Annotated in this window: 22 protein-coding genes; 20 read left to right on the forward strand and 2 right to left on the reverse strand. The window is 72.2% G+C overall.

Annotated features, from left to right (window positions below; all coding sequences use genetic code 11):
• Positions 1–71: 71 nt before the first annotated feature.
• Genes IE252_RS17880 through IE252_RS17920 form a run of 9 tightly spaced genes read left to right on the forward strand, consistent with a single transcriptional unit; the run spans position 72 to position 8,806 of the window.
• Positions 72–1,283: a JmjC domain-containing protein gene (locus tag IE252_RS17880; RefSeq protein WP_190090426.1), complete on the forward strand. Its 1,212-nt coding sequence runs from the start codon at positions 72–74 to the stop codon at positions 1,281–1,283.
• Positions 1,280–2,236 carry an arginase family protein gene (locus IE252_RS17885; RefSeq protein WP_190090427.1) on the forward strand — a complete coding sequence of 319 codons (957 nt, stop codon included), beginning with the start codon at positions 1,280–1,282 and terminating at the stop codon, positions 2,234–2,236. Before IE252_RS17880 ends, IE252_RS17885 begins: the two co-directional genes overlap by 4 nt.
• Positions 2,233–3,954: a radical SAM protein gene (locus IE252_RS17890; protein WP_190090428.1), complete on the forward strand. Its 1,722-nt coding sequence runs from the start codon at positions 2,233–2,235 to the stop codon at positions 3,952–3,954. The genes IE252_RS17885 and IE252_RS17890 overlap by 4 nt, the downstream gene beginning before the upstream one ends.
• Positions 3,932–4,714 (forward strand): cupin domain-containing protein, encoded by a 783-nt coding sequence (locus IE252_RS17895; RefSeq protein WP_229848496.1) that lies wholly within the window; start codon positions 3,932–3,934, stop codon positions 4,712–4,714. Before IE252_RS17890 ends, IE252_RS17895 begins: the two co-directional genes overlap by 23 nt.
• On the forward strand, positions 4,711–5,496 hold the full coding sequence (locus IE252_RS17900) for an aldo/keto reductase (protein ID WP_229848498.1): 786 nt from the start codon (positions 4,711–4,713) through the stop codon (positions 5,494–5,496). The genes IE252_RS17895 and IE252_RS17900 overlap by 4 nt, the downstream gene beginning before the upstream one ends.
• Positions 5,493–6,467, forward strand: coding sequence for an ATP-binding cassette domain-containing protein (locus IE252_RS17905; RefSeq protein ID WP_190090429.1), 975 nt, complete (start codon positions 5,493–5,495; stop codon positions 6,465–6,467). The genes IE252_RS17900 and IE252_RS17905 overlap by 4 nt, the downstream gene beginning before the upstream one ends.
• Positions 6,467–7,282: an ABC-2 family transporter protein gene (locus IE252_RS17910; protein WP_190090430.1), complete on the forward strand. Its 816-nt coding sequence runs from the start codon at positions 6,467–6,469 to the stop codon at positions 7,280–7,282. Before IE252_RS17905 ends, IE252_RS17910 begins: the two co-directional genes overlap by 1 nt.
• On the forward strand, positions 7,275–8,081 hold the full coding sequence (locus IE252_RS17915) for an ABC transporter permease (RefSeq protein WP_190090431.1): 807 nt from the start codon (positions 7,275–7,277) through the stop codon (positions 8,079–8,081). The genes IE252_RS17910 and IE252_RS17915 overlap by 8 nt, the downstream gene beginning before the upstream one ends.
• Positions 8,082–8,092: 11 nt before the next feature.
• The gene (locus IE252_RS17920) at positions 8,093–8,806 is read left to right on the forward strand and encodes a phytanoyl-CoA dioxygenase family protein (protein WP_190090432.1); all 714 of its coding nucleotides are present in this window, start codon (positions 8,093–8,095) and stop codon (positions 8,804–8,806) included.
• 31 nt (positions 8,807–8,837) lie between these two features.
• Here IE252_RS17920 and IE252_RS17925 read toward each other — a convergent pair whose 3' ends face one another.
• Both IE252_RS17925 and IE252_RS17930 read right to left on the reverse strand, forming a co-directional pair.
• Positions 8,838–11,795, reverse strand: coding sequence for an AfsR/SARP family transcriptional regulator (locus tag IE252_RS17925; RefSeq protein ID WP_229848501.1), 2,958 nt, complete (start codon positions 11,793–11,795; stop codon positions 8,838–8,840).
• 184 nt (positions 11,796–11,979) lie between these two features.
• Positions 11,980–12,957 carry a LuxR C-terminal-related transcriptional regulator gene (locus IE252_RS17930; protein ID WP_190090433.1) on the reverse strand — a complete coding sequence of 326 codons (978 nt, stop codon included), beginning with the start codon at positions 12,955–12,957 and terminating at the stop codon, positions 11,980–11,982.
• Positions 12,958–13,315: 358 nt separating this feature from the next.
• Here IE252_RS17930 and IE252_RS17935 point away from each other — a divergent pair, with 358 nt between their 5' ends.
• Genes IE252_RS17935 through IE252_RS17985 form a run of 11 tightly spaced genes read left to right on the forward strand, consistent with a single transcriptional unit; the run spans position 13,316 to position 24,918 of the window.
• On the forward strand, positions 13,316–13,618 hold the full coding sequence (locus IE252_RS17935; RefSeq protein ID WP_190090434.1) for a hypothetical protein: 303 nt from the start codon (positions 13,316–13,318) through the stop codon (positions 13,616–13,618).
• Positions 13,619–13,656: 38 nt separating this feature from the next.
• Complete coding sequence (locus tag IE252_RS17940; protein WP_190090435.1) at positions 13,657–13,869, forward strand: MbtH family protein; 213 nt, start codon at positions 13,657–13,659, stop codon at positions 13,867–13,869.
• A gap of 3 nt (positions 13,870–13,872) precedes the next feature.
• Entirely contained in the window at positions 13,873–14,715 is an 843-nt protein-coding gene (ddaH, locus tag IE252_RS17945; protein WP_190090436.1) for a dimethylargininase, read from the forward strand.
• Positions 14,712–15,722, forward strand: coding sequence for a TauD/TfdA family dioxygenase (locus tag IE252_RS17950; RefSeq protein WP_190090437.1), 1,011 nt, complete (start codon positions 14,712–14,714; stop codon positions 15,720–15,722). The genes ddaH and IE252_RS17950 overlap by 4 nt, the downstream gene beginning before the upstream one ends.
• Positions 15,715–17,427, forward strand: coding sequence for a non-ribosomal peptide synthetase (locus IE252_RS17955; protein WP_190090438.1), 1,713 nt, complete (start codon positions 15,715–15,717; stop codon positions 17,425–17,427). Before IE252_RS17950 ends, IE252_RS17955 begins: the two co-directional genes overlap by 8 nt.
• The gene (locus IE252_RS17960; RefSeq protein WP_190090439.1) at positions 17,424–18,188 is read left to right on the forward strand and encodes a thioesterase II family protein; all 765 of its coding nucleotides are present in this window, start codon (positions 17,424–17,426) and stop codon (positions 18,186–18,188) included. The genes IE252_RS17955 and IE252_RS17960 overlap by 4 nt, the downstream gene beginning before the upstream one ends.
• Positions 18,189–18,203: 15 nt before the next feature.
• A complete protein-coding gene (gene hppD / locus IE252_RS17965; protein WP_190090440.1) occupies positions 18,204–19,265 on the forward strand; it encodes a 4-hydroxyphenylpyruvate dioxygenase in 1,062 nt (353 codons plus the stop codon).
• Entirely contained in the window at positions 19,262–20,353 is a 1,092-nt protein-coding gene (locus IE252_RS17970) for an alpha-hydroxy acid oxidase (RefSeq protein WP_190090441.1), read from the forward strand. The genes hppD and IE252_RS17970 overlap by 4 nt, the downstream gene beginning before the upstream one ends.
• Positions 20,350–21,651 (forward strand): aminotransferase-like domain-containing protein, encoded by a 1,302-nt coding sequence (locus IE252_RS17975; RefSeq protein WP_190090442.1) that lies wholly within the window; start codon positions 20,350–20,352, stop codon positions 21,649–21,651. Before IE252_RS17970 ends, IE252_RS17975 begins: the two co-directional genes overlap by 4 nt.
• A gap of 34 nt (positions 21,652–21,685) precedes the next feature.
• Positions 21,686–23,206, forward strand: coding sequence for an AMP-binding protein (locus tag IE252_RS17980; protein ID WP_190090443.1), 1,521 nt, complete (start codon positions 21,686–21,688; stop codon positions 23,204–23,206).
• Between the two features lie 38 nt (positions 23,207–23,244).
• Complete coding sequence (locus IE252_RS17985; RefSeq protein WP_229848503.1) at positions 23,245–24,918, forward strand: condensation domain-containing protein; 1,674 nt, start codon at positions 23,245–23,247, stop codon at positions 24,916–24,918.
• The last annotated feature ends 14 nt before the right edge of the window (positions 24,919–24,932 follow it).

Below are 24,932 nucleotides of genomic sequence, written 5' to 3' on the forward strand. Positions count from 1 at the left end.
CTGCGAGGCTCGATGCACACGGAATCTGCTCTGCAGGCATTCCATAGCCGTACGAGAGTGATTCAGGGAATATGACGAAACTTGCCTCGCGGTTCGGCCGCGCCCTGTCGGGGGAACTCGGACCGGATTTCTCAACCCATCAGGTCAGTAATGATGTCGTATTCCGGCACCTGGACCCCTCGCTCCTGGACGACTGCTTCTCATGGGCCGGACTGAACGAGATCCTTTCGCGGGGCTCCGCCGTACCGGCAGACTTCTTTCTGTGCGCCCAGGGAAAGCGACTGCCCGAGCACCAGTACACGACGTCCCTGGACGGACACCGGGTCTTCGACCTGCCGCAGGTGTTCGCGCTCATGCGGGCCGGCGCCACATTGATCATCGATTCCCTGGACCGCATCCATCCAGGTGTCCGCGCCGCGACCGACGACGTCATGCGGATCACCGGCGAGACAGCGGCCTGCAACCTGTTCGTCACCTTCGACGACGCGCAGGCCTTCGACAGCCATTTCGACGAGGTCGACACCTTCGTCGTCCAACTCCTCGGAACCAAGCACTGGAAGGTCCACGGGCCGTCCGAAGAGTTCCCCTTGCCCGAGTACGGCAACAGTGATCCCGTGAACTGCCCGGACACCGTCCTGTTCGAGAAGACCCTGGTGCCGGGGGACGTTATCCACGTGCCCCGGGGCTGGTGGCACACCGTCCGCGGGGGCGGGGAGACCAGCTTGCACCTCACCTTCACCTTCACCCGCCGCACCGGGTACGACTGGCTGCGCTGGGCCGCCCGTCAGACCCTGGGCCGGGTCGAGATCCGCGAGAGCCTCGACCGCACCGCCTCGCCCGAAACACACCAGGCCCAGCTGGAACGCATCATCGAGGCGTTCCTGGCCGAGGCGAAGAACCTGCGCCTGGACGACTTCTTCACCGCGGAACGCCGTGCCTCCGGTGGACGCAACCTGGCGAGCCTGCCCTGGGACGTGAGCAAGACCCGCCCCTCCGGGGAGGACGTGGTGGAGCTGGTACCCGTCCTGCCTCCGCCGGTCCGCGTAGAGGGGGACCAGGTCATCGTCACGGCCGCCGACCAGGACTTCGCGCTGCCCGGCGGACACCACCCGGCGATCGAGGCACTCGTCCGGGCCCGCCGACTCACCATCGCCCAACTGGCCGCGCAGGCCGGGGCACCCGTGACCTCCGTGTCCGCACTCGTGTCGGCGCTGCTGCGCTGCGGGCTGGTCACCGTCTCCGGTGCGGACACCGCCCGTCCGGACAGCGAGGGCGACCGGTGACGGCCCCCATCCGCCCAGGCCTGGGCGCACTCGGGTTTCCCTCCGTCGACCTGGACGCCGTGCTCACCGGGGAACTGACCGCCGACGCCGTCATTTTGGGACTGCCCTTCGACGCCGGAGTGCCAGGCGTTCCCGGTCAGCGACACGGCCCGGAGATCTTCCGCAAGCTCAGCCCCGCCCACAGCTGGACGGTTGACGAGAACGGCGCACTGGGCGGCGTGATCGACCCGGTGAATCGGGGCACGGTGCTGTCCGGCCGCAGGGTGTTCGACATAGGGGACCTGGGCTCGGTGCCGATCGATCCACGGATCGGCCGCGGCACCTACTACAAGACCCTCACCCGCCTTTCGGAACAGCTCGCCGAAACGGGCGCCCTTCCCGTCTTCATCGGCGGCGACCACAGCCTCTCGGCACCGGCGGCCACCGGAGCCGGGCTCGTGCACGGCCCCCTGCGATTCACCTGCTTCGACGCGCACTGCGACTTCAGCGCCCGGCCCATGCCGGACGCCACCGACATCACACACGCGGACTTCCTCGGCCACCTGCTCCAGGCCGGCACGATCTCGGACGCGGAGCTGTACGGCGTACGCACGTATCTGCCCGCCGACTGCGGTCCGCTGCCGGACACCCTGCGCTGCGCCTACGCCTACCCGTACGGCCCGACCCCGGACCGGGACGACCGGCCGACGTACCTGTCGATCGACCTGGACGTCATCGAGCCGGCGGACTTCCCGGCCACCGGACATCCGGAGGCCGGCGGCTACCGGCTGCGGGAACTGCTCGCCGCGGTCGAGCACGTCTGCCGTACGCGGCGGGTGGTGGCGGTGGACATCGTCGAGGCGCTCCAGGACGACCGGGAGAACCGGGCCACCAGCGCAACGGTCTCGGCCCTGGTCATGACATGCCTACGGGCACTGCTCGAACACCCTCGGGAACGGGAGACAACCGGATGAGCACGGGCACGACGGCGGACACGGCGCCGCAGACGGCCACCCCCGGCGAGGAGGGGGCCGACGGCACGGGCATCCGCTCCCTGCACGGCTGGCAGCGGCAGCTGATCGCGGAGCACGACCGGCCCGCCCTGCGCACGCACGGAGCGACCGTCACCGGCGTCAACGCCGGGGAGCGCGATGTCACGATCCGCGTCCACCAGGGCCGCACCTGGATCTACAAGGTGTGGCAGGGAGACCGCGGCCAGGACACCCACCACCTCTACACCCCCGTCACCGGCCGGATCCATGCCATCGGCCCGGACGAGGCGGAGTTCCTCCAGGCGGAGGACTGGTCAGCGGTACCGGCCGCGGTGATCAGGCGTCTGACGTCCCTGGTCATGCCGTTCGAGGAGTCCGGCTGGCAGTTCCCGGAACTCCCCGCCGACGCGCGGGTGGACACACCGCGCGTCCGTGTCCTGATGCTCAACCCCACCGAGCAGTGCAACATCCGCTGCACATACTGCTACTACGGCGGCGCCTACGCCGACACCCGCCCCCACCAGACCGCATCGCCGCAGGCGGACATGGTGAAGGCCGCCATCGACCTGTTCGTGACGGACGAGGAGAAACTGGATTCCGCCCCCCGGGCCGTGTACTTCTTCGGCGGGGAACCACTCCTCGCGTTCGAGGAACTGAAGAAGGCCGTGCTGGCTCTGGAGGAACGCAAGCGCGAGGTGGGAGCCCGCCTGGAGAACCTCGTCCTCCAGGTGAACTCCAACGGCATGCTGCTGACCCCGAAGATCGTCGATTTCCTCGTCGAGCACGACATCTATCTCAACATCTCGATCGACGGCCCCAACCACGACCGCTACCGCGTCGACCGACGGGGCAAGGGCACGCACGACCGGGTGCGCGAGCGCACCGACTGGCTCGCCGAGAACTGGCCCGAGTACTTCTCCACACGGGTCGCCCTCATCTGCGTCCTGTCGGCGCCACTCGACGCGGCTGCTCTCTACCGGTACTTCTCCGAATGGCCCACCGCTCACCGCGCCCTGGCGTGGGACTTCGACCTGTTGCTGCCGGGCGGTGAGCAGTCCTACGCGGACTTCGAGCAGATATTCGGCGAGCAGCGCCGGGTGTGGGACCTCTTCGTACGCTCCCACCACCAGACGTACGAGGAGCGCGAGCAGTCGGGTCGCTACCACTTCGCCTTCAGCCACGGCTTCCTGCACCGCTCGTTCCACCGGGTGCTGAACCAGCCGGAGCGCGACGGCGGTGCGCGCCTCAGGCATCTGCTCGGCATGCAACTGATACCCGGGAACGAATACTTGGTCCTCGGATCCGACGGTACGCTCTACTCCTCCTACGAGTACCAGTCCCCGGATTTCGCTGTCGGCCACACCGACCGGGGAGTCGACCCGATGGCCGGACCCGAGCAGCTCGCCATGTTCCGCGACTCCGTCGAGGCCGGTTCCTGCACCACGTGCTGGGCGGCTCCCCTATGCACGGTCACGGTGCCCGAGGCCCCCTTCCGGCGATCGGACTCCGCGGAGGCGGCGCGCGAGAAGGTGACGGCCAAGCGGGCACGGTGCATGTCGGAGCGGGAGAACCTCCAGCAGGCGCTGCGCGCCCGCGTCGACATCGAGCAGGAGTACGGGGACGAGGCCCTGGACGGGCACCGCGACGACTGGAGCCGTCAGCGGATGGAGGTGGCCCGTGTCGATCCCTTCTACGCCTGACGCATCCGCCGACGCGGCCGACGCCGACCTCCCGGCCCTGCTGTGCGGAGCCGAACCGGCCCTGCTGCGGGGAGCAGGCCGCCACTGGCCGATCTTCGCCGCGCTGAGCGAGGAGAACCTACGGGCCCGCGCGGACCGCCTGGTCGAGGCCGAGGACCGGGACCGCCGCCCGGTGACGGTGTCCCTCACCGAGGTCCTCGACGACATGCGGGCCACCCGCCCGCGGGGGCTGTACCTGCGCCACCAGTCGGTGTCACGGTTCGACCCCGCGCTGCCGACGCTCGTACCGAAGGAGGTACGGCGTCTCAACTGGCTGCTGGCCCTGGAACCCGACGCGCGCCCGGACTGGAGCTGGCTGATGATCGGCGCCGCGGGCACGAGCTCGCCCGTGCACGTCGATGTGATGGCGAGCGCCGCCTGGAACCTGCTCTGCGCCGGCACCAAGCGGTGGACCTTCCACCCGCCGAAACGGGCCGAGGAGTGGCGGCTGCTCCCGCCCGAGTGCGCGAGGGGCACCCATGACTCCCCGCCCCGCGAGTTCATCCAGGAGCCCGGCGACATCGTCGTCACCCCCAGCGGCTGGGCCCACGAGGTGCACAACCTCACCGGCTCGATCGCCGTCACCAGCAACTTCATCAACCGTTCCAACCTGGACTTCGCCCTGCGGTACTTCAGCCTGATCGGCGACACCGACGCGCACGACGTGCTCGTCGCCGTCGGCGCGGCCTTCACCCAGCACGGGGAAGGCGGTGGCCGTTGAGCGGGCACGACCTGCCGTTCGAGCTGCCCGCCGTCGGCCTCGGCACCTGGCAGATGTGGGGCCGGGCCGCCGAGCGGGGCGTCTGCGACGCGATCGAGCTCGGCTACCGGCTGATCGACACGGCCGCCGCCTACCAGAACGAGGAGGCGGTCGGCGCGGGCATCCGCAGCAGCGGAATCGACCCCGGCGAGCTCCTGGTCGTCACCAAGTTCCCCGAGGAGGACGCGGGCCGCGAACGAGAAATCCTGCGCACCAGCCTCGACCTCCTCGGCGTCGAGCGCATTGACCTGTGGCTCGTCCACGCCCCGCTGGACGCGGCGGGATCACTGCGGATCTGGGAGCGGTTCGTCGAAGCGCATGAGGAAGGGCTGGTCCGCGCCATCGGCGTGAGCAACTTCCTTCCGGAGCAGGTGGACGACCTGGTCAGGGCGTCCGGAGTGGTCCCGGCGGTGAACCAGATCGCCTTCGGCCCGCACTACTACGACGCGGACGTCGCCCCGCACCACGCGGCGCACGGCATCGTGCTCCAGGCCCACAGCCCCTTCAGCGAGAACAACCTGGCCCACCCCGTGCTCCGGGCGATCGCCGACAGGCACGGGTGCACGGTGCGCCAGGTCCTGCTGCGCTGGCACCGGGCGCATGGCGTCTCGGCCGTCGTCAAATCCGTCTCCCGTACCCACCTGACCGAGAACCTGGACGCCGCCGGCCACCCGCTCGCCCCCGCGGACGTGGCGGCCCTCGACCGTCTGGGCTTCAACCCCACCCCGGGACAGCGAGCATGAGAGTTCACCTAGACGCCGTACAGCGCTCCTATCACGTACGGCGCCGCCCGGAGACGGGTTCGAGGCTGACCCGGCTCGTCCGCCGTGAACGCAGTGAGGTCGAGGCCCTGCGCGGCATCGACCTGCGCATCGAACCGGGTGAGTCCGTCGGCTACATCGGGCTCAACGGCGCGGGCAAGTCCACGACGATGAAACTGGTCTCCGGCATCCTGGCCCCGACGGCCGGCCGGGTCACCGTGGACGGCCGGGACCCGCACCGCGAGCGCCGCGCCCTCTCCGCCGACCTCGGATATCTGGCGGCCCAGCGCGCCAGCCTCTGGTGGGACCTGCCCGTCAAGGACTCCTATGAACTCATCCGGCGCGTCTACGGGATCGAACCGGCCCTGTTCCGCCGCCGCCGCGAGGAGCTGGTGGCCCGGCTCGACATCGGCAAGCACCTCAACACCCCGGTACGCGAACTGTCCCTCGGCAACAGGACCCGTGCCGAGCTCGTCGGGACCCTGCTCCACGCGCCGAGGCTGCTGCTCCTGGACGAGCCGACGATCGGGCTCGACATCTTCGCGCGCGAGGCCATCTGCGGCCTCCTCAAGGACATCCGCGAGACCAGCGCGCCCACCATCGTGATGGCCAGCCACGACCTGCGGGACGTGGAAGCCGTCTGCGACCGCATCGTCATGATCGACGCGGGCCGGCTCGTGCACGACGGCAAGATCGCCGAACTGCGCGGGCTCGGCGGCGGTACCCGCCGCCTGGTCGTCCACCACGCCGAGGGCCATGTGCTGCCCTCCGCGCCCGGTCTCGTCCCGGTCAGGACGGCCGCCAGGACCGTCACCACCTTCGAGTACGCCCAGGGCGACCTCCCCCCGGAGATACTCTCCGCCCTCTTCTCCGATCCACTGGTCGACGACGTCCAGCTGGAGGCGCCGAGCCTGGAACAGCTCATCAAGACCCTCTACCGGAAGGCCGGCTGATGGGGCGGACGCGCCATTCCCTGCGCCCGCATCTGGCCGTGGCCCACATGCAGCTCAGGCTCTCCTTCCACTACAGGACCCGAGCCTTCTCGCAAGGGGTCGGTGCCCTCCTGCTCATCGGCCTCCAGGCCGCGTTGTGGACGGCGGTGTATTCGGGCGCCGGGGACGACACTCCCGCCGGTTGGCTGAGCCTTCGCCAGACCATGGTCTACGCCGCGGCGGGCACCATCTGGGTGCTGTGCCTGCCCAACCTCGGCCTCGCACGCCAGCTCGAGGCCAAGATCAGGGACGGTCGGATCACCACCGAACTCCTCATGCCGCTGGGCTTCTTCAGCCAGTGGTTCTCCGTCGCGGTCGGCCGCACCCTGGGCATCACCGCACTGGTGGGCGTGCCCTCGGCGCTCGTCGGCGGTGCACTCCTGCTGCCCTTCGACCTCGATGCCGACTACGCCCTCCAGCTCGCCCTCACCAGTGCCATCGCCTTCGTCATCCTCTTCAACCTCAGCTACATGATCGGGCTTTCGGCGTTCTTCATCCGCCGCGTCGAGGGCCTCAACGAGGTACGCGAAGCACTGCTGCTCCTGCTGGGAGGGTCAATGATGCCGATCTCCCTCTATCCCGCAACCCTGCGCGACGCGGTGGTGTGGACCCCGTTCGCACACGGCTTCTACACCCCCCTCGGCACCCTGGTGAAGGACCCCTTCGTCGACGCACACGTCATCGTCATCGGGCTGGCCTGGTCCGCGCTCTTGACCGCGGCCAGCGCCCTGTGCACCTGGAGCAGCCTGCGTAGGCTGGTGATCGCCGGTGGCTGAGCGCCTCACAGACTGGAAGAAGTCGCTGGATGTCGCGTTCTTCGCGACCCGGATGAACTTCCGCAGCCATCTGGTCCACCCCGGTGAGGTGGTGCTCGCCAATCTGGGGGCCCTCGTCCAAGCGGTGTCCGGTGCCGCCGTGTTCATGCTGGCGCTGTCGACGACCGGCGTGATCCACGGCTGGACCCTCGCGCAATGGGCCGTACTCACCGGTTTCACGGCTGTGGCCCGTGCTCTGTGGAACACGGTCTTCTTCGGCACCCTGGACATCCCCGACATGGTTCGCTCCGGCGAACTCGACCACTACCTCGTCCGCCCCGCCAACCCGCTGATGCTCATCCTCTTCTCCAAGGTCGACACGGACGTCTGGATCGAGATCGTGATCGGCCTCACCACCATGGGGGTGGCACTCCACGTCAGCGGCACCGAACTCACCGCACAAGTAATGCTGTTCATCCCGGTCGCCCTCATCGGTGCGGCACTCGTCTTCGCCGCCATGCATCTCGCCGTCACCTCACTGTCGTTCTGGCTGCGGCACGACGCCATGCTGTCCATGTTGATCTGGCGGCTCGACAGCTTCGCGCAACTACCGATGAGCTTCTACCCGAAGTGGGTGCTGGCCGCATTCTCGACGGTCGTCCCGTTCGCCTTCGTCGGCTACTACCCATGCCTCTACATCCTCGGCAAGACGAGCTCGCCCCTCGTGTGGGCGTTCCCCCTGGCAGGCCCCCTGCTCATGATCCCCGCAGTCGTGCTGTGGCGACGCGGTCTCACCCGCTACAGCAGCACCGGCACCTGAGGAGCCACGCAGTGAACCACCTCGCGGCGTTCGAGCGCGACGGATACCTCGTCCTGGACCTCTTCTCCGAGGACGAGGTGGCGCGGATGAAGCAGATGCTCTCCGCCCTCATCAATCCGCCGGCCTCCGAACGGCACCCCCGCCTGCATGTCCACGCCGCGTCGCAGGTCCCCCTGCCGCGACTCGACCCGTACAACCCGTACGCCGTCTGGAAGATCGTCAACACCCCGCTCGCCGGGGACGACTGGTACGCCCTCATCCACAACCGGCGCGTCCTCGACGTCATCGGCGAGCTCCTGGGGCCGGACATCAACCTCCACATGGGGTTCGCCCGCCTGCGCCCCTCCGGGCTGCGGGCCGAGGAGGGCTGGCACCGCGACCTCGAAACCGACCAGCACACCCTGCCGGAACTGGTCACCGCGCTCATCTACCTCGACGACATGGACGCCGAATCCGGTGCCACCTTGGTCTGGCCGGGCAGCCACCGGCACGACGAGCCGACACCCGCCGACCATGAAGCCGTCCCGGTGTCAGTCCGCCAGGGCTCCGTCCTCTTCCTGCACTGCCTCACCGTGCACCGCGCCAGCACCAACCGCACGACGCGCCACCGCTCCATCCTGATCAACGAGTACAAGAGCGCCCGGACAATAGAGCTCACCCCCAACGACGCCGCCTTCGGCGACCTGCCGCTGCGCAGAGGGGGCCGAAACCTTGTAGAGCTGTGACGGCGGAGGGCTTGTGCCCGGGCTCAAACGGTCAGGGCTTCAGCCGTGCCGCCGCCTCCGCCGCCTCGGGCAACCCCGCCTTGGTGAAGACCTCCAGCGCCTCGGCGGCGTGCGCCCGGGCCTCCTCCAACTGTCCGGCGTCGGAGGAGGTACGGGCGTGGATGAGCAGGGCGTAGCCCCGGTCCCGGGCGCGGTCCGGGGTGGTGCGGAAGTACGACACCGCCTGCCCCGCCATCTCGAGCGCGGCCTCGATGCGGCCCAGGACGCGCAGGGTCTCGGCGGACCGGTAGTGGGCCTGCGCCCGCTGGCCGGGGATCCGCTCGGCCTCGCACACCTCCAGGCACTCGGTGTAGCTGTCGAGCGCCTCGTGCGGGCGGTGCAGTTCGTGCAGGGCCTGGCCGCGTACGCACAGCGCGTGGGCCACCCCGTGGGGGTCCGCCATGGTACGCAGGGCGGCCAGCGCTTCCTCGCAGGAGGGCAGTGCCTCGGCGGCGCGGCCGCCGCGGATCCGGGCCAGGGCCGCGTTGAGCGTGGTGATCAGCTCGGCCGAGCGCTGGCCCTGCGTCCGGGCCAGGGCGAGCGCCTGGTCGAAGTGGGCGGCCGCGTCGTCGTACCGCTGCTCGAACTGGGCGATGACACCGAGGTCGTTGCAGGCCTGTTGGAGGATGGTCCGGTCGCCGGCCCGGCGGCAGGCCTCGGCGGCGCGTTCGGAGTGGGTGCGCGCCTGGCGGAGCCGGGTCGCCTGGAGCGCCGCGTTGCCGCAGATGAAGTGGGCGCGGCCGGCCGCGCGATGGGCACCGGCGCGGGTCGCGGTGTCGGCGAGCTCCGCGGACGTCACGGCCATCTTGGCGTACGGGATGTCCTGGCCGAAGGAGCTGAGTGCCACCAGGAGGTCGGCGGCCATCGTCAGCAGGACCGGATCGGGGCTGCCCGGCCCCCTCAGCAGCAGCCGGACGGTGTGGACGGCGCAGTCCGACTCGGCGACGACCCACTGACGGGCCTCGGCGAGCCCGGCGAACGCGTTGCCGGGCTCGGCGACGGTTTCGGCGATGGTGCTGTGCACCGGGTCGCCCGGCACCATCCGCTGGAACGCCGCGGCCGCCCGGTGCAGCAGATGGTGCAGGAGGCGGCGGGCCACCGTGAAGTGGTCGTCCGCCGACGCGTCCTCGGGTCGGGGCAGATGCAGGGCGAAGTCCCGGCCGAGGTCGTGGTAGCGGTAGCGGCCGGGCTCCGGGGACTCCAGCAGCGCCGCGTCCACCAGCGCCTCCAGGAGCTCTTCGGCGTCGCGTTCGCTCAGAGCCAGCGCCGCCGCGGCGGCCTCCAGGGAGATGCTCGGCCAGGTCACCGGGGCGAGCGAGCGGAACGCCCGGGCCTGATCCCTGGTGAGCTGGCGGTAGCCGAGTTCGAAGACGGCGGCCACCGCCAGGTCGTCGGCCTGCAACTCGGTCAGCCGCCGACGCTCATCGGCCAGCCGCGCCGCCAGCTGCGCCACCGTCCAGCCCGGCCGCGCGGACAGCCGGGCCGCCACGATGCGTACCGCCAGCGGCAGATGGGCGCAGGCGCCGACGAGTTCCTGCGCGGCCGACTCCTCCCGGTCGATGCGCTCGGCGCCCGCGATGTGCCGCAGCAGCGAGAGGGCCTCGTCGCGGGTGAACTCGGCGAGCTGGACATGGTTGCCGGACGGCACACCGGCGAGGCGCGCCCGGCTGGTGACGATCACCCCGCAGCGCACGGCGCCCGGCAGCAGCGGTTTGACCTGGGCGGTGTCCCGGGCGTCGTCGAGCAGCAGCAGGACCCGTCGGTCGTCGAGGACGGTACGGAACAGCCGGGCGCGGTCCTCGACCGAGCCGGGTATCTCCTGGCGGGGCACGCCCAGCGCGGACAGGAAGCCGGCCAGCACCGCGGCGGGAGTCGTCGCGTCCGCGCTGGTGCCCCGTAGATCGGCGTAGAGCTGGCCGTCGGGGTAGGCGTCCTTGACCTGGTGGGCGACGCGCAGCGCCAGGGCGCTCTTGCCGATGCCGCCCATCCCGCTGACCGTGGCGATCGCCAGCGTGCCGCGCTCCTCGTCGGTGAGGCTCCGGTTCAGGGTGGTGAGGGCGTTCGTGCGGCCGCTGAAGTCGGCGACGTCCGCGGGAAGTTGTGCCGGGCGCGCGAAGGCGCCGGTGGTGCTGCGCCCGGCGCCGTCGGGGTCCTCGGGGCGGGCCGCGGGGACGGCGGGGGCCTGGGTGCGCACCGGCGCCAGCAGCGCGGGGTCACCCCGCAGGATGCGCTGGTGCAGCACCTGGAGTTCCGGGCCCGGGTCGAGGCCGAGCTCCGCGGCGAGCACATCGCGGGCATCGGCGAACACGGCGAGGGCGTCGGCCTGGCGTCCGGCGGCGAACAGGGCGCGCATCAGGAACCCGTACGGCCGCTCACGCAGCGGCCGCTCCTTGATGAACCCGGTGAGCGCCGGGATCACCTGGGCGGGGCGGCCCAGCAGGATGTCGAGGTCGAACCGCTCCTCCAGGAGGTTCAGGCGCAGTTCGGCCAGCCGGGAGCGCTGGCGGTCGGCGAACGGCCCCGGCACTCCGGCGAGCGGTTCGCCACGCCACAGCGCCACCGCCTCGGAGAGCAGTTCGGCGCACTCGTCGTAGCGCTCGGCCTTGCGGGCGTGCGCCGCCTCGGTGGCCAGGTGTTCGGCGCGGAGCGCGTCGATGCGGAGCGGCTCGGCGGTGAACCGGTAGCCGTCGTTCGCGGAAGCCAGTACCTGGGGGTCGCCGCCGTTGTTCTCCAGGAGCTTGCGCAGCTTCCAGACGTTGGTCCGCAGGATCATCACCGCGGATCCCGGTGCCGCCTCGCCCCACACGTCGTTCATCAGCTCGTGCAGGGGGACCACATGTCCGGCGCGCAGCGCCAGCGCGGCCAGTGTCGCCTGCTGCTGGGGGGAGCCTCCTGACACGACGGCGTCGCCGGTTTGGATGCCCACCGCTCCGAGCACGAAGAATTCCACGGTCCCCCCGGGTGTTCCGCATGACTCACCGGCGTGTTCCGCCTGGTCAGGGCGGTGGCCGGTCAATGGAGCGTCATCCTACGGGCCGAAGGTGTCCTGGAGGGGGTATCCCTGGGACGGGCGTATTTCGTGTCGGGTCCCGGGCCGGTCCGTGGGTGCGCCGCCTGTGTGGCGGGGCCGCCGGTCACACCCAGCCCAGGCGTGCCGCGCGCAGCCCCGCCTCGAACCGGCTGCGGGCGCCCAGCCGTTCGTTGAGCGAGGCCATGATCCGCCGGGCGGTGCGCGCCGAGATGTGCAGCTGGACCGCGGCGGATTCGTCGGTGTGCCCCTGGGCGAGCAGGGTGAGCAGGGCCCGCTCCTGCTCGTTGGGCACATGGCGGTCCTCGGCCGCGTCGCCGCACAGCGGGGCGGCGCCGCCCCAGACCCGCTCGAAGAGGGCGAGCAGGGGAGCGACCATGCCGGGGGCGGAGAGCTGGAGTGCGCCCTTGCCGCTGTCGGCCGGGTCCATCGGCACCAGGACGTGTGAGCGGTCGACCACGACCAACGGGGTCGGCAGTGCGGCGACGGTGCGGAACTGGCCTCCGTGTGCGACCAGCGCGCGGGTGTAGCCGAGGGTCGCCGGGTCGTCGCGGATGCCGTCCAGGGCAACGGTGCGGATCGCCACCCCGCGCTGGAGGGCCAACGTGTCGCCCTGGCGCGCGGCTTCCAGCGCGGCCGCCGGCTGGGTGTCCGCCATGAAGGTGAGGATCTCGTGCTGGGCTTCCAGGGTCAGCCGCTCCAGGCGCCGTCGCACCGCGTCCGTCCCGGCCAGGTGCTCGACGCCGTCCGCCCGCTGCTGGGCGGGGCCGCCCGAACCGGCGAGGATGCGGACCAGTGCCTGGTGGCTGCTGGCCACCTGGTGCTGGCGCCGGAGCAGTTCGTCGTGCTGCTGGTCGAGCAGTCGCTTGACTCCGAGGACCGGGTCGACCACGGTGAACCGACTGGGCGCCTCGAACGACATCTGCACCAGTTGCAGCGCGAACAGCCGGTCGAGGCAGGCGCGGATCGCGTCCGGTGCGACGGCCAGCTCGGCGGCGATCTCGGTCACGCCCAGGGCCGGCCGGTCGAGCATCGTCTGGTACACCGTACGGTCCAGCGCCTCCAGGCCGAGCGTCGCGGACATTCCCTACCCCCATCGTGTGCCGATCTCCCAGCGGATCCGCTGTTCCCGCGGATCCGCGCCCAGTGTGGGACGCGGCCATCTACAGCCCATACATCTCGCGTCTATACGCATCCGCGAGGGACGCGAAGCGGTGTCACAAAGCGGCCTGTCCGCTTCTGACCAGCCAAAACCCGTTCCCCCTGGGGTGGATGGCGTTGAGGATGGGGTCATCGCCGCGGCGCAGCGCCGGGCGGTTCCCAAATCTTCTTCCTCCCATTTCTGCTGAGGGCACCTCCATGACTTCTTCGTTGCCGTGCGCCGTCCGTACGACCTTCGCGGTGGCCGCTCGCCACCCGGCCCGGAACTGACGTACTCCCCAGTGGAGCTGACCGTCGTCACCCTCGACGCGGTCGACCCCGCGGCGGTCCGCCCGACGGACGGCGCCCGCATCGTCGACCTGCTCTGGACGGCGGCGGCCGACGGCGAACGCCTGGAACACATCAGCGTCCAGGTCGACCGTCCGGGCCGCCTCCACCTCGGGATGTTCATCGCGGCGACCGGGGAACGCACCACCCGGTCCACGGCGCTGGCGCTCTGCCGCCGTGCGCTCGCGATGTCGCCCCTGCTCGGCGGCTGGCGGATCGCCGTCGCCCCGCCCGCTCGACGCACCCCCCTGTCCTGACCCTTTCCGACGAAACAGATGAAACACGAGGAGCACCCGTGACCAACCCCTTCGAGGACGAAGAGGCCGTCTACCTCGTCCTGGTGAACGACGAGAACCAGCACTCGCTGTGGCCCGCCTCCCTCGCGGTGCCCGCCGGCTGGCGCACCACGCACGGCCCGGCCGCCCGCCAGGTGTGCCTGGACGCCATCGAGGAGACCTGGACCGATCTGCGCCCGGCGAGCCTGATCGCCGCCACGAAGGAGGTCTGAGCCATGACGACCCAGCGCACCGCCCGGCCCCGGCACTACCTGATGTGCCGCCCGAGCCACTTCACCGTCACCTACCAGATCAACCCGTGGATGGACCCGGCCAAGCCGACCGACACCGCGCTCGCCGTCCTCCAGTGGGAGCGGCTGTACGCGCTCTACCAGGAGCTCGGCCACACCGTCGAGCTGATCGACCCGGTGCCGGGCCTGCCCGACATGGTGTACTCGGCCAACGGGGCCACGGTCCTGGACGACCGCGTCCTCGTCGCCAACTTCCGCCACGCTGAGCGCAAGGACGAGGCCGCCGCCTACCAGGCGTGGTTCGAGCAGCGCGGCTACCAGGTGGTGCACGCCGCCCGCCACACCAACGAGGGCGAAGGCGACTACCTCGTCGCCGGCGACCGCATCCTCGCCGGTACGGGCTTCCGCACCGACCTGGCCGCGCACGCCGAGGCCGAGCGGGTGCTCGGGGCGCCGGTGGTCAGCCTCACCCTGGTCGACCCGCGCTTCTACCACCTGGACACCGCGCTGGCCGTACTGGACGACGGCGAAGTCATGTACTACCCGGGCGCGTTCTCCCCGGAGAGCCGCGAGGTGCTGCGCGAGCTGTACCCGGACGCGCTGCTCGCCGAGGAGGCCGACGCCGAGGTGTTCGGGCTCAACGCCGTCTCGGACGGGCGCAACGTGCTGCTCCCGGAGACCGCGGGCAACCTCGCGGACCGGCTCGCCGACCGCGGCTTCACCCCGATCGGCGTGGATCTGTCGGAGCTGCTCAAGGGCGGCGGCAGCGTCAAGTGCTGCACCCTGGAGCTGCGCCACGCCCCGGCGGCCGCGGGCGGTGCGCGATGACCGCCGCGCTCCACTGGCTCACCGAGCCGGGCGCCCCCGCCACCGTCCGTGCGCCCGAGCTCGCCGACGCGGCGGCCGCCCGCGACTGGCTCGCCGCCCACCAGGACGAACTGCGCGCCGGGCTCCACAAGTTCGGCGCGGTCTACCTGCGTGGCCTGCCGGTCCACAGCGTGGAGGACTTCGCGCTGGTGCGCGACGAGCTGATCTCGACCGCCACCCCGTACCGGGAGAAGGCCACCCCGCGCAGCGCGTACGGCAGCGGTGTCTTCTCCTCCACCGACCTGCCGGCCGCCCAGGCGATCCGGCCGCACAACGAGAACAGCTACACCCTGACCTTCCCCGGGCTGCTGCTGTTCGGCTGCCTGACCGCACCCGAGGAGGGCGGCGCCACCCCGGTCGCCGACTGCCGCGAGGTGCTGCGCCTGCTCCCCACCGAGCTGGTCGAGCGGATGCGCGCACACGGCTGGGTGCTGACGCGCAACTACTCGCCCACCCTGTCGGTCGACTGGCAGGCCGCGTTCGCCGCCGAATCGGCGCAGGACGTCGAGCGGTACTGCGCCGAGAACCTGATCTCCTGTCAGTGGCGCGAGGACGGCCATCTGCACACCGGGCAGGTGCGGCCCGGCATCATCCGCCATCCGCACACCGGCGACGAGGTGTGGTTCAACCACCTCGCGTTCTGGAGCGAGTTCTCGCTGGACGAGGACATCCGCGAGGTCCTGCTGGAGGAGCTCGGCCCGGACGGTCTGCCGTTCTCCACCGCCCTCGGCGACGGCATCGCCCTGACCGCCGAGGACCTGGCGGCCGTCAACGACGCCTACGACCGGGCCACCGTGCGCCGTGCCTGGCAGCCGGGTGACCTGATGCTCGTCGACAACGTCCTGACCGCGCACGCCCGCGACCCCTTCCGGGGCGATCGCCGCATCCTGGTCGCCATGGGCGACCCGGTCGCGGTGACCGACTGCGCCCCGACCGTCGCCCCCGCCCCGGCGGTGCTCCATGGCTGAGCCGCAGGACCTGCTGACACGCTTCCTCGCCACCGCGGCGGCGGTCCCGGACCGGATCGCGATCCACGCCCCCGGCGGCTCCTTGACCTTCGCCGAGTTGGACCGGCGCACGGCCCGTCTCGCCGGGCGGCTGCGCGCGCTGGGCGTCGGCCGAGGCGACCGGGTGGGCGTCAGCGCGCGCCGGAGCGTGCACTGGGCGGTGGCACCGCTGGCCGTGTGGCGGGCGGGCGCCGCGTATGTGCCGCTCGACCCGGCCTACCCCGACGACCGGCTCGCCTTCGTCGCCGCCGACGCGCACCTGCGCGCCGTGGTCTCGGACACCGGTGCCCTGCCGTGGGCCGACGGCCTGCCGGTGCTGGGGCCCGACGAGAGCGGCGAGGACCGGTTCGACGACCTGGCCCCGAGCGCGCTCGACCCGGCGTACGTCATCCACACCTCGGGCTCCACCGGCCGCCCCAAGGGCGCCGAGGTCACCAGGGGCTCCGTGAACGCGCTGGTGGAAGGCCTGGAGGAGCGCGGCGTGTACAGGACCGGGCACCGCGTGGTCGGCTGGAACGCCAGCCTGTCCTTCGACGCCTCGGTGCAGCAGTGGGCCCGGGTCTGCCGCGGCGACACCCTGGTGCTCCTGTCCGACGACGACCGCACCGACCCGGCCCGGCTGGCGAAGCTGCTCGACGACCACCACGTCACCGAAGTGGACTTCACCTCCTCGCACTTCCAGCTCGTCGGCTCCGGGCTGCGCGGACGCGGCCTGCGGCTGCTCCTGGGCGGCGAACCCATACCGGAGCGGATGTGGCGCTCGCTCGCCGAAGGCGAGGACGCCTGGAACCTGTACGGGCCCACCGAGTGCACCGTCGACGCCACCGCGACCCCGGTCGCCGGCCCCGACCCGCACCTGGGCCACCCCCTGGCCCATGTGCGCGCCCATGTGCTCGACGCGACGCTGACACCGGCCGGCACCGGCGAGCTGTATCTGGCCGGCCCGGCCGTGGCCCTCGGCTATGCGGGACGGCCGGGGCTGACCGCCGAGCGGTTCGTCGCGGACCCCTTCGCGGCCGACGGCGGCCGGATGTACCGCACCGGCGACAAGGTGCGCCGCCGCCCGGACGGCACGCTGGAGTTCCTCGGCCGCACCGACCGCCAGATCAAGGTCCGCGGCTTCCGGGTGGAGCCGGGTGAGGCGGAGGACCGGCTGCGCGAGCACCCGGCGATCGGCGCGGCCGTCGTCGCGCTGCGCACCGGCCCGGACGGGGACACCCTGCTGGCGGCGTACTGCGTCACCGAGCCGGACGCGGCCGTGAGCGACGACGAACTGCGCGCGCACTGCGCGGCCACGCTGCCCGCCCACGTCGTGCCATCGGCCTTTGTCCGGCTGGAGGCGCTGCCGCTGACACCCGGCGGCAAGGTCGACACCTCGGCGCTGCCCGAGATCACGGCGGTCACCACCTCTGCGGGGCGGGCCCCCGAGGGCGAGCTGGAGCAGCTCATCGCCGGGGTGTGGGCCGAGGTGCTGGGCCGCGACAGCGTCCACGCGGACGAGAACTTCTTCGCGCTCGGCGGCCACTCGCTGGTGGCGCTGAGGGTGGTGTCCCGGCTCAAGCGGGCCACCGGGATCATCCTGCCGACCAAGGCCGTCTACCGCTTCCCCCGGCTGAGCGATCTGGCCCGGCACGCGGAGTCGCTCCGGTCGGGCGGTGCCGCATGAGCGCCCCGGACACCACCGTGGTCCGCCTCACCCAGCGGCCCGACCCCGCCCGCACCCTGGTCTGCCTCGGCTTCTGCGGCGGCGGCACGGCCTCCTTCCACCCCTGGATCCCGGCGCTGCCCGACGACACCGACCTGGTGGCCATCTGCTACCCGGGGCGCGAGGGCCGCTTCCTGGAGGAGTGCGCGTCCACCTGGGACGAGCTCGCGGCGGACGCCGCGCACGCCGTCGCCTCCGTCGCGGCCGAAGGCCCGTACATCCTGTTCGGGCACAGCATGGGCGGCTGGATGGCCTTCGAGGTCGCCGCCCGGCTGGCGGCGGCCGGCGCCCCGGTGCCGCGGTCGCTGGTGGTCTCCGCCTGCAACGCGCCCGACCAGGGCCTCACCGAGCGGGACCGGTTCCCCGCCCAGGGCCAGCACGACGGTGAACTCCTGGAGTGGATGCGCACCCACGGCCTGCTGCCCGCGCACGTCCTGGACGAACCCGAACTGACCGAGATGGCCGTGGAGTTGATGCGCGCCGACATCCGGGCCCGCGACACCTTCACCTTCGCCCCCGGCACCCGTATCGACGTGCCCCTGCACATCCTCTCGGGCGCGGACGACCCGGTGATCGGGGACGACCTCGGCCCGCGCTGGGCCGGTCTGACCACCGGCGGATCCCGCCACGACGTCCTGCCCGGCGGGCACTTCTACACCCCCGCCGTCTGGAACGCCCTGCCCACCCGGATCGCCGCGCTCGGCGCTTCCGTCACTCACTGAACGAACGGCACCACCATGACCTACGCACCCGCGTTCGGCATCAGCCATGTCGAGCACTACGTCGCCGACCTGACCACCGCCGCCGCCGAATTCACCGGCGCCTACGGCTTCCGCCCGGTGGCCCGCGCGGCTTCCGGGGAGGCCGAGTCCCTGGTCCTGCGCCAGGGCCGGATCACCCTCGTCCTGACCCAGGCCCGCTCGCCGCGCCACCGGGGCGCCGACTACGTCCTGGCCCACGGCGACGGAGTCGCCGACATCGCGTTCACCGTCGCCGACGTCCCGGCCGCCTTCGACGAGGCCGTCTCGCGCGGAGCGGTGCCGCTGGCCGTGCCGCGCCGCCATGAGGACGGCCGGACCACCGCGGTCGTCGCGGGCTTCGGCGACGTGGTGCACACCCTCGTCGAGCCCGGCCCCGACGGGCTGCCGCCGGGCTTCACCGCCCTGGCGGACGCCTCCGAGGCCCCGGCCGGGGAACTCCTCGACGAGCTCGACCACTTCGCGGTCTGTCTGCGCGCCGGGGAACTGGAGCGCACGGTCGACTTCTACACCCAGGTGCTGGGCTTCAAGATGATCTTCAGTGAGCTCATCAAGGTGGGCGCGCAGGCGATGGACTCCAAGGTGGTGCAGAGCGCCACCGGCGAGGTCACCCTCACCCTGATCCAGCCCGACACCAGCGCCGAGCCCGGGCAGATCGACCGCTTCCTGGAGGAGCACGGCGGCTCCGGCGTGCAGCACCTGGCGTTCGCCGCCGGTGACGTGGTCCGCGCGGTGGGCACCCTGCGTGAGCGCGGCGTGGACTTCCTCTCCGTGCCCGACGCCTACTACACGATGCTCGCCGACCGCATGGAGCTGACCCGGCACAGCACCGAGGAACTCCACGGCCTGGACATCCTGGTCGACGAGGACCACGACGGCCAGCTCTTCCAGATCTTCACCCGCTCCACCCACCCCAGGCGCACCCTCTTCCACGAGGTGATCGAGCGGTTCGGCGCGCGCACCTTCGGCAGCGGCAACATCAAGGCCCTGTACGAGGCGGTGGAGGCCGAGCGCCTGAGCACCGAGGACGTGCTGCGGTGAGCACCCACGCACCGGTGCGCACGCAGGACTTCGCCACCCTCGCCGAGCGGAGCCTGCCCGCGCCCGTCTGGGACTTCCTCGCGGGCGGCAGCGGCGAGGAGCTGACGCTGGCCGCCAACCGCGCCGCGCTGGACGCCGTCACCCTGGTTCCCCGGGTGCTGACCGGCGGCGCGGGCCGCACCACGGGAGCCGACCTGCTCGGCACCGCGGCGGCCCTGCCGCTGGCCGTCGCCCCCATGGCGTACCAGCGGCTGCTCCACCCCGACGGCGAGGCGGCCACGGCCCGCGCGGCCAAGGCGGCCGGGGTGCCGTTCGTGCTCAGCACACTCAGCAGCGTGCCCGTCGAGGAGATCACCGCTCTCGGCGCGGACACCTGGTTCCAGCTCTACTGCCTGCGCGACCGCGCGGCCACCACCGAGCTGGTCCGGCGGGCCGAACGGGCGGGCTGTTCGGCGCTGATGGTGACCGTGGACGTCCCCGTGATGGGGCGCCGGCTGCGGGATCTGCGCCATGGCTTCGCGCTGCCGCCCGAGGTGGCGCCCGCCCATCTCGACCCGGCCGGGACCGGCCGCACCCACGACAAACGTGCCGGAAGCTCCGCCGTGGCCGAGCACACCGCCGAGGCGTTCGCGTCCGACCTGGACTGGGACGACCTGGCCCGACTGCGCGCGGACACCCGGCTGCCGCTGATCGTCAAGGGCGTGCTGGACCCGCGCGACGCCGCCCGCGCCGCCGCCGTGGGCGCCGACGCCGTGGTGGTCTCCAACCACGGCGGCCGTCAACTGGACGGCGCGGCAACCGGTATCGACCTGCTGCCCGCCGTCCGTGAAGCCGTCCCCGACGGCTGCCGGGTGCTGCTCGACAGCGGCATCCGCAGCGGCACCGACGTCCTCAAGGCGCTGGCGCTCGGCGCGGACGGGGTGCTGCTGGGGCGTCCGGTCCTGTGGGGCCTGGCCGTCGACGGCGAGCAGGGCGTACGCGAGGTGCTGCGGCTCGTGGAGAGCGAACTGCGGTCCGCGCTGACGCTGTCGGGCTGCGCCGGACCGGCCGAGGCCCGGCGCCTGGGCGTACGGGGAGCGGCCCGATGACCTCACCCGTACTGCTCGACCGGGCGGATCTGCACGCCTCGCTCGCCGACCCCGCCCTGCTGTCGATGAACTTCCTCAACGAGGTGGCGGGCCGCTACCCCCGGGCGATCTCCTTCGCGCCGGGCCGGCCCACCGAGGAGACCTTCGACGTCGCCGACCTGCACCGCTATCTCGACGCCTACGCCCGCCACCTCGCCGAGGACAAGGGCTATGACGAGGTACGGGTGCGGCGGGAGCTGTTCCAGTACGGGCGGACCAAGGGCGTCGTGCACGAGCTGATCGCCCGCCAGCTCCAGTTGGACGAGGGCATCACCGTCGACCCGGAGGCCATCGTCGTCACCGTCGGGGCCCAGGAGGCGCTGTGGCTGGTGCTGCGCGCCCTGAAGGCCGCCGAGAACGACGTGGTGCTCGCGGTGACACCCGCCTACGTCGGACTGACCGGCGCTGCCCGGCTCCTCGACCTGCCGGTGCGGTCCGTCCCCGAAGGCCCCCACGGCCTGCGGCCCGAGGACCTGCTCGACCGGATCCGGGCCGTGCGGGCTGCGGGGGAGCGGCCCCGGGCCCTGTACCTGGTGCCCGACTTCTCCAACCCCAGCGGCCACTCCCTGGACCTGGCGACCCGCCGGCGCCTGCTGGAGATCGCCGCCGAGGAGGACATCCTGCTCCTGGAGGACAACCCCTACGGCTACTTCCGGGCCGCCGACGGCGAGCGGTTGCCGACGCTCAAGGCGCTCGACACCGGGCAGCGGGTGGTACACGTCGGGTCGCTGGCCAAGACCTGCTTCCCCGGCGCCCGGGTGGGTTTCGCCGTGGCGGACCAGCAGATCGCGGGCGGAGGCCTGCTCGCCGACGAGCTCTCCCGCGCCAAGAGCATGGTCACCGTCAACACCTCACCGATCAGCCAGGCCCTGGTCGGCGGCATGCTCCTGGAGCACGGCGGCAGCCTGCTGCGCGCCAACGAGCGTGCGATCGCCGTCTACCGCCGCAACCTCGACTGCCTCCTGAAGGGCCTTGAGCGCCGGTTCTCGGCACTGCCCGGCGTCTCCTGGAACACCCCGTCGGGTGGGTTCTTCGTGGTGGTGACGGTGCCGTTCCCGGTCACCGACGCGCTCCTGGAGGACGCGGCCGTACGGCACGGCGTGCTGTTCACCCCGATGCGCCACTTCGGCGACGACGCCCGCTCGGCCCGCCAACTGCGCTTGTCGTGCAGCTATCTGACCACGGATCAGATCGAGTCGGGGCTCGACCGGCTGAGCGACCTGATCGCCGAGCACCTGCGGGCGGCGCCGGATGCCTGACCGCCCGTACCGGGACCGAGAAGAAGGAATCCCCATGCCCGTCGACGCGAACGGCCCGTCCCGGTCGCTCAGTCACCTCCTGGCCGCCGCCCTGCGGCGCCACCACGCCTCCATCGCCGTCGTCGACCAGGGTGTCCACCACACCTATGCCGAACTCGACCGGCTCTCGGCCGAGATCGCGGGCGGGCTCGCCGCCCGTGGCCTGGGACCGGGCCAGGTGGTCGCCGTCCACGCCCACCGCTCGTGGGCGCGCTGCGCCGCGGTGCTCGGCGCCTGGCGGGCCGGGGCCGGGGTGGTCAGCATCGACCCCGCCATGCCGGCCCCCCGCGCCGCGAAGATCGCCCGGTTCAGCGAGCTGGTGGTGCGCGCCGACGGCACCGCGCCGACCGGTCTCGGCCCCATCGAGTGCACCGTCGACGAGGTGCGCGCCACCCCGCTGGAAGAGCCGCTGGAGGGTCCGGTCGGCTATGTCATCCCCACCTCCGGCTCGACGGGCGAACCCAAGTCGGTGGCCGTGCCGCCCGGCATCCTGGCCGCGCTCGGCGAGTGGCACCGCACCCACTGGTCCCACGGCCGCCCGCCGCACACCCTGCAGGCGTCCTCCATCGGCTTCGACGTCGGCTACGAGGAACTCGTCGCGACCTGGCTCGCCGGAGCACGCCTGGTGGTCGTGGACGACGTCCAGCGCCAGGACCCCTTCACGCTGATGGAGATCATCCGCGAACACCGGGTGGCCCGGCTGTTCCTGCCGGTGGTGGGGCTGCACGCACTGGCGACCGCCGCGGTCTTCGAGGACGACCCGATGCCGGACCTGCGGGAGATCGCGGTGGCCGGCGAGCGGCTGGTCGTCAACGCCGAGGTACGGGAGTTCTGCGCGGCCGGCGGCGTCACGCTGGTCAACGAGTACGGGCCCAGCGAGACGCATGTCGTCACCGAGTACCGCATGGCGCCGCAGGACGCGGACCACTGGCCCGACCACCCGCCGATCGGCCGGGCGGTCGCCGGAGCGGAACTGCTCCACCACGCCGACGGAGTGCTGCGGCCCTTCGCCGCCGGCGAGGAGGGCGAACTGTTCGTCGCGGGGGAGTCGGTGGGGCTGGGATACCTGGGTGACCCGGAGCTCACCGACGCCAAGTTCCGCACCCTGGCGCACCGCGACGGCACCGCGCGCCGCGCCTACGCCACCGGCGACCTGGTCCGCTTCGACGGCACCGATCTCCACTTCGTGGCCCGGGCCGACGACCAGCTGAAGGTGAGTGGCTACCGGGTCGAGCCCGGCGAGGTCGAAGCGGTCCTCGACGCCGTGCCGGGCGTGCGCCGGGCCGTGGTGGTGGCGGTGACCCTCGCGGGCTCCACCCGGCTGGCCGCTGCCTACACGCGCACCGGGACCGGCGAAGCCGACGCCGAGGCGCTCGCCGCGGCCTGCGCGGCCCAGCTGCCCGCCTACATGGTGCCCAAGCACTTCCAGGCGCTGAACGAGCTGCCGGTGACCGCCAACGGAAAGGTCGACCGGGCCCGGCTGCGCACGCTGTTCGCCGTCGGCCGCACCGTCTGAGACCCGAAGACACCACCACCCGAGGAAGGGACAATCGAGTGACACCGCAGGAGCAGATCCTGTGCGGCGTGCTGGCCGACCTGTTCGCCAGGCCCGGCATCGGCCCCGAGGACAGCTTCGTCCGGCTGGGCGGCGACAGCATCATCGCCGTCCAGGTGGTCGGCGCCGTCCGCCGCGCGGGCTGGGCCGTCACCGTCCGCGACGTGCTCGCCCAGCCGGACGTGGCACACCTCGCCGCCGCCGCCCGCCCCGTGACCCGGCCCGCCCGCCCCCGCCAGGAGGACGGCGTCGGCGCCGTCGTGCCCACGCCGATCATGCACTGGCTGCGCGAGCGTGGCGGCCCGGCCGACAGCTACCACCAGTTCATGGTGGTGCGCACCCCGGCCGCACTCACGCTCGACGACGCCCACGCCGTGCTCCAGGCGCTTCTGGACCGCCACGACATGCTGCGGCTGCGGCTGACCGACGACGGGCCGCACACGCTCCCCGTCGGTGCGGTACGGGCCGAAAAGTGCCTGACCCGGGCGGTCGCGGACACGGCCGGGAACGTCGAGCGGGAGGTGCACGCCGCCCGCGACCGGCTCCGCCTGGCCGACGCCGACGTGGTGCGGGCGGTCTGGTTCGACGCCGGGCCCACCGCGCCCGGACGCCTGGCCCTGGTCGTCAACCACATGGTGGTCGACGGCATCTCCTGGCGGATCATCACGGACGACCTGGCCCGGGCGTGGCAGGCCGTCGCCGACGGGCGCACCCCCGCCCTCGACCCTGTTCCCACCTCCTTCCGCCGCTGGTCCCGGCTGCTGGTCGCCGAGGCGGACCGGCGCCTGGGCGAACTCCCGTACTGGACCGAGGTGGTGCGCCCGGGCGGGGCGACGATCGGCCGCCGGGAGCTCGACCCGGCCCGCGACCACGAGGACCGCGCCGCCCACCTGACCCTCACCCTGCCGGCCGCCACCACCGGGCCGCTGCTCACCAAGACGGCCGAGCGGCTGGGCGCCGACGCCAACGAGATCCTGCTGACCGGCCTGGCACTGGCACTGGCCCACTGGCTGGAGCAGCCGGGCGACGTCCTGGTGAACCTGGAGGGCCACGGCCGCGAAGAGATCGCCGAGGAGGCCGATCTCTCCCGTACCGTCGGCTGGTTCACCACGCTCTTCCCCACCCGCTTCGCACTCGCCGGACTCGCCGTCCCCGACGCCGAGGCCGACGGCCCCGTGGCCGGTCTCGCGCTGCGGCGGGTCAAGGAGCAGCTGCGCCGAATCCCCGGCAAGGGCCTCGGCCACGGGCTGCTGCGCCATCTGCACCCGGCGGGCGGGCCGCTGGCCGCCGCCGGCCGCCCCCGGCTCGGCTTCAACTACCTGGGCCGTTTCCCGGGAACCAGCGACGCGGACTGGCAGATGCTGCCCGAGTACGGCGCCCGCCTGGACGCCCCCGGCCCCCGTATGCCCATGGCGCACCCCGTCGAGGTCAACGCCATCGTCCTGGAGACGGCGGACGGGCCGGTCCTGCACGCCGACTGGGCCTGGGCGCCCGGTGTGCTGGAGGAGCCGGAGGTGCGCGCGCTCGCCGAGACCTGGTTCCGCAGGCTCGCCGCGCTCGTCGCCCACGCCGAACGGCCCGACGCCGGCGGCACCGTGGCCGCCGACCTCACCCTCGCCGCGATCGACCAGGACGAACTGGACGACCTCGCCGCCTCCCTCGAAGCCCTCTGACGAACCATCCGGAG

Source organism: Streptomyces melanogenes (genome assembly GCF_014649795.1).
GTDB lineage: Bacteria > Actinomycetota > Actinomycetes > Streptomycetales > Streptomycetaceae > Streptomyces > Streptomyces noboritoensis.

Coding starts and splice junctions, on each gene's coding strand:
- IE252_RS17880 (WP_190090426.1), top strand. CDS start 72: ATGACGAAACTTGCCTCGCGGTTCGGCCGCGCCCTGTCGGGGGAACTC.
- ddaH (WP_190090436.1), top strand. CDS start 13,873: ATGACGACCCAGCGCACCGCCCGGCCCCGGCACTACCTGATGTGCCGC.
- IE252_RS17980 (WP_190090443.1), top strand. CDS start 21,686: ATGCCCGTCGACGCGAACGGCCCGTCCCGGTCGCTCAGTCACCTCCTG.
- IE252_RS17930 (WP_190090433.1), bottom strand. CDS start 12,957: ATGTCCGCGACGCTCGGCCTGGAGGCGCTGGACCGTACGGTGTACCAG.
- IE252_RS17910 (WP_190090430.1), top strand. CDS start 6,467: ATGGGGCGGACGCGCCATTCCCTGCGCCCGCATCTGGCCGTGGCCCAC.
- IE252_RS17950 (WP_190090437.1), top strand. CDS start 14,712: ATGACCGCCGCGCTCCACTGGCTCACCGAGCCGGGCGCCCCCGCCACC.
- IE252_RS17890 (WP_190090428.1), top strand. CDS start 2,233: ATGAGCACGGGCACGACGGCGGACACGGCGCCGCAGACGGCCACCCCC.
- hppD (WP_190090440.1), top strand. CDS start 18,204: ATGACCTACGCACCCGCGTTCGGCATCAGCCATGTCGAGCACTACGTC.
- IE252_RS17955 (WP_190090438.1), top strand. CDS start 15,715: ATGGCTGAGCCGCAGGACCTGCTGACACGCTTCCTCGCCACCGCGGCG.
- IE252_RS17905 (WP_190090429.1), top strand. CDS start 5,493: ATGAGAGTTCACCTAGACGCCGTACAGCGCTCCTATCACGTACGGCGC.
- IE252_RS17960 (WP_190090439.1), top strand. CDS start 17,424: ATGAGCGCCCCGGACACCACCGTGGTCCGCCTCACCCAGCGGCCCGAC.
- IE252_RS17975 (WP_190090442.1), top strand. CDS start 20,350: ATGACCTCACCCGTACTGCTCGACCGGGCGGATCTGCACGCCTCGCTC.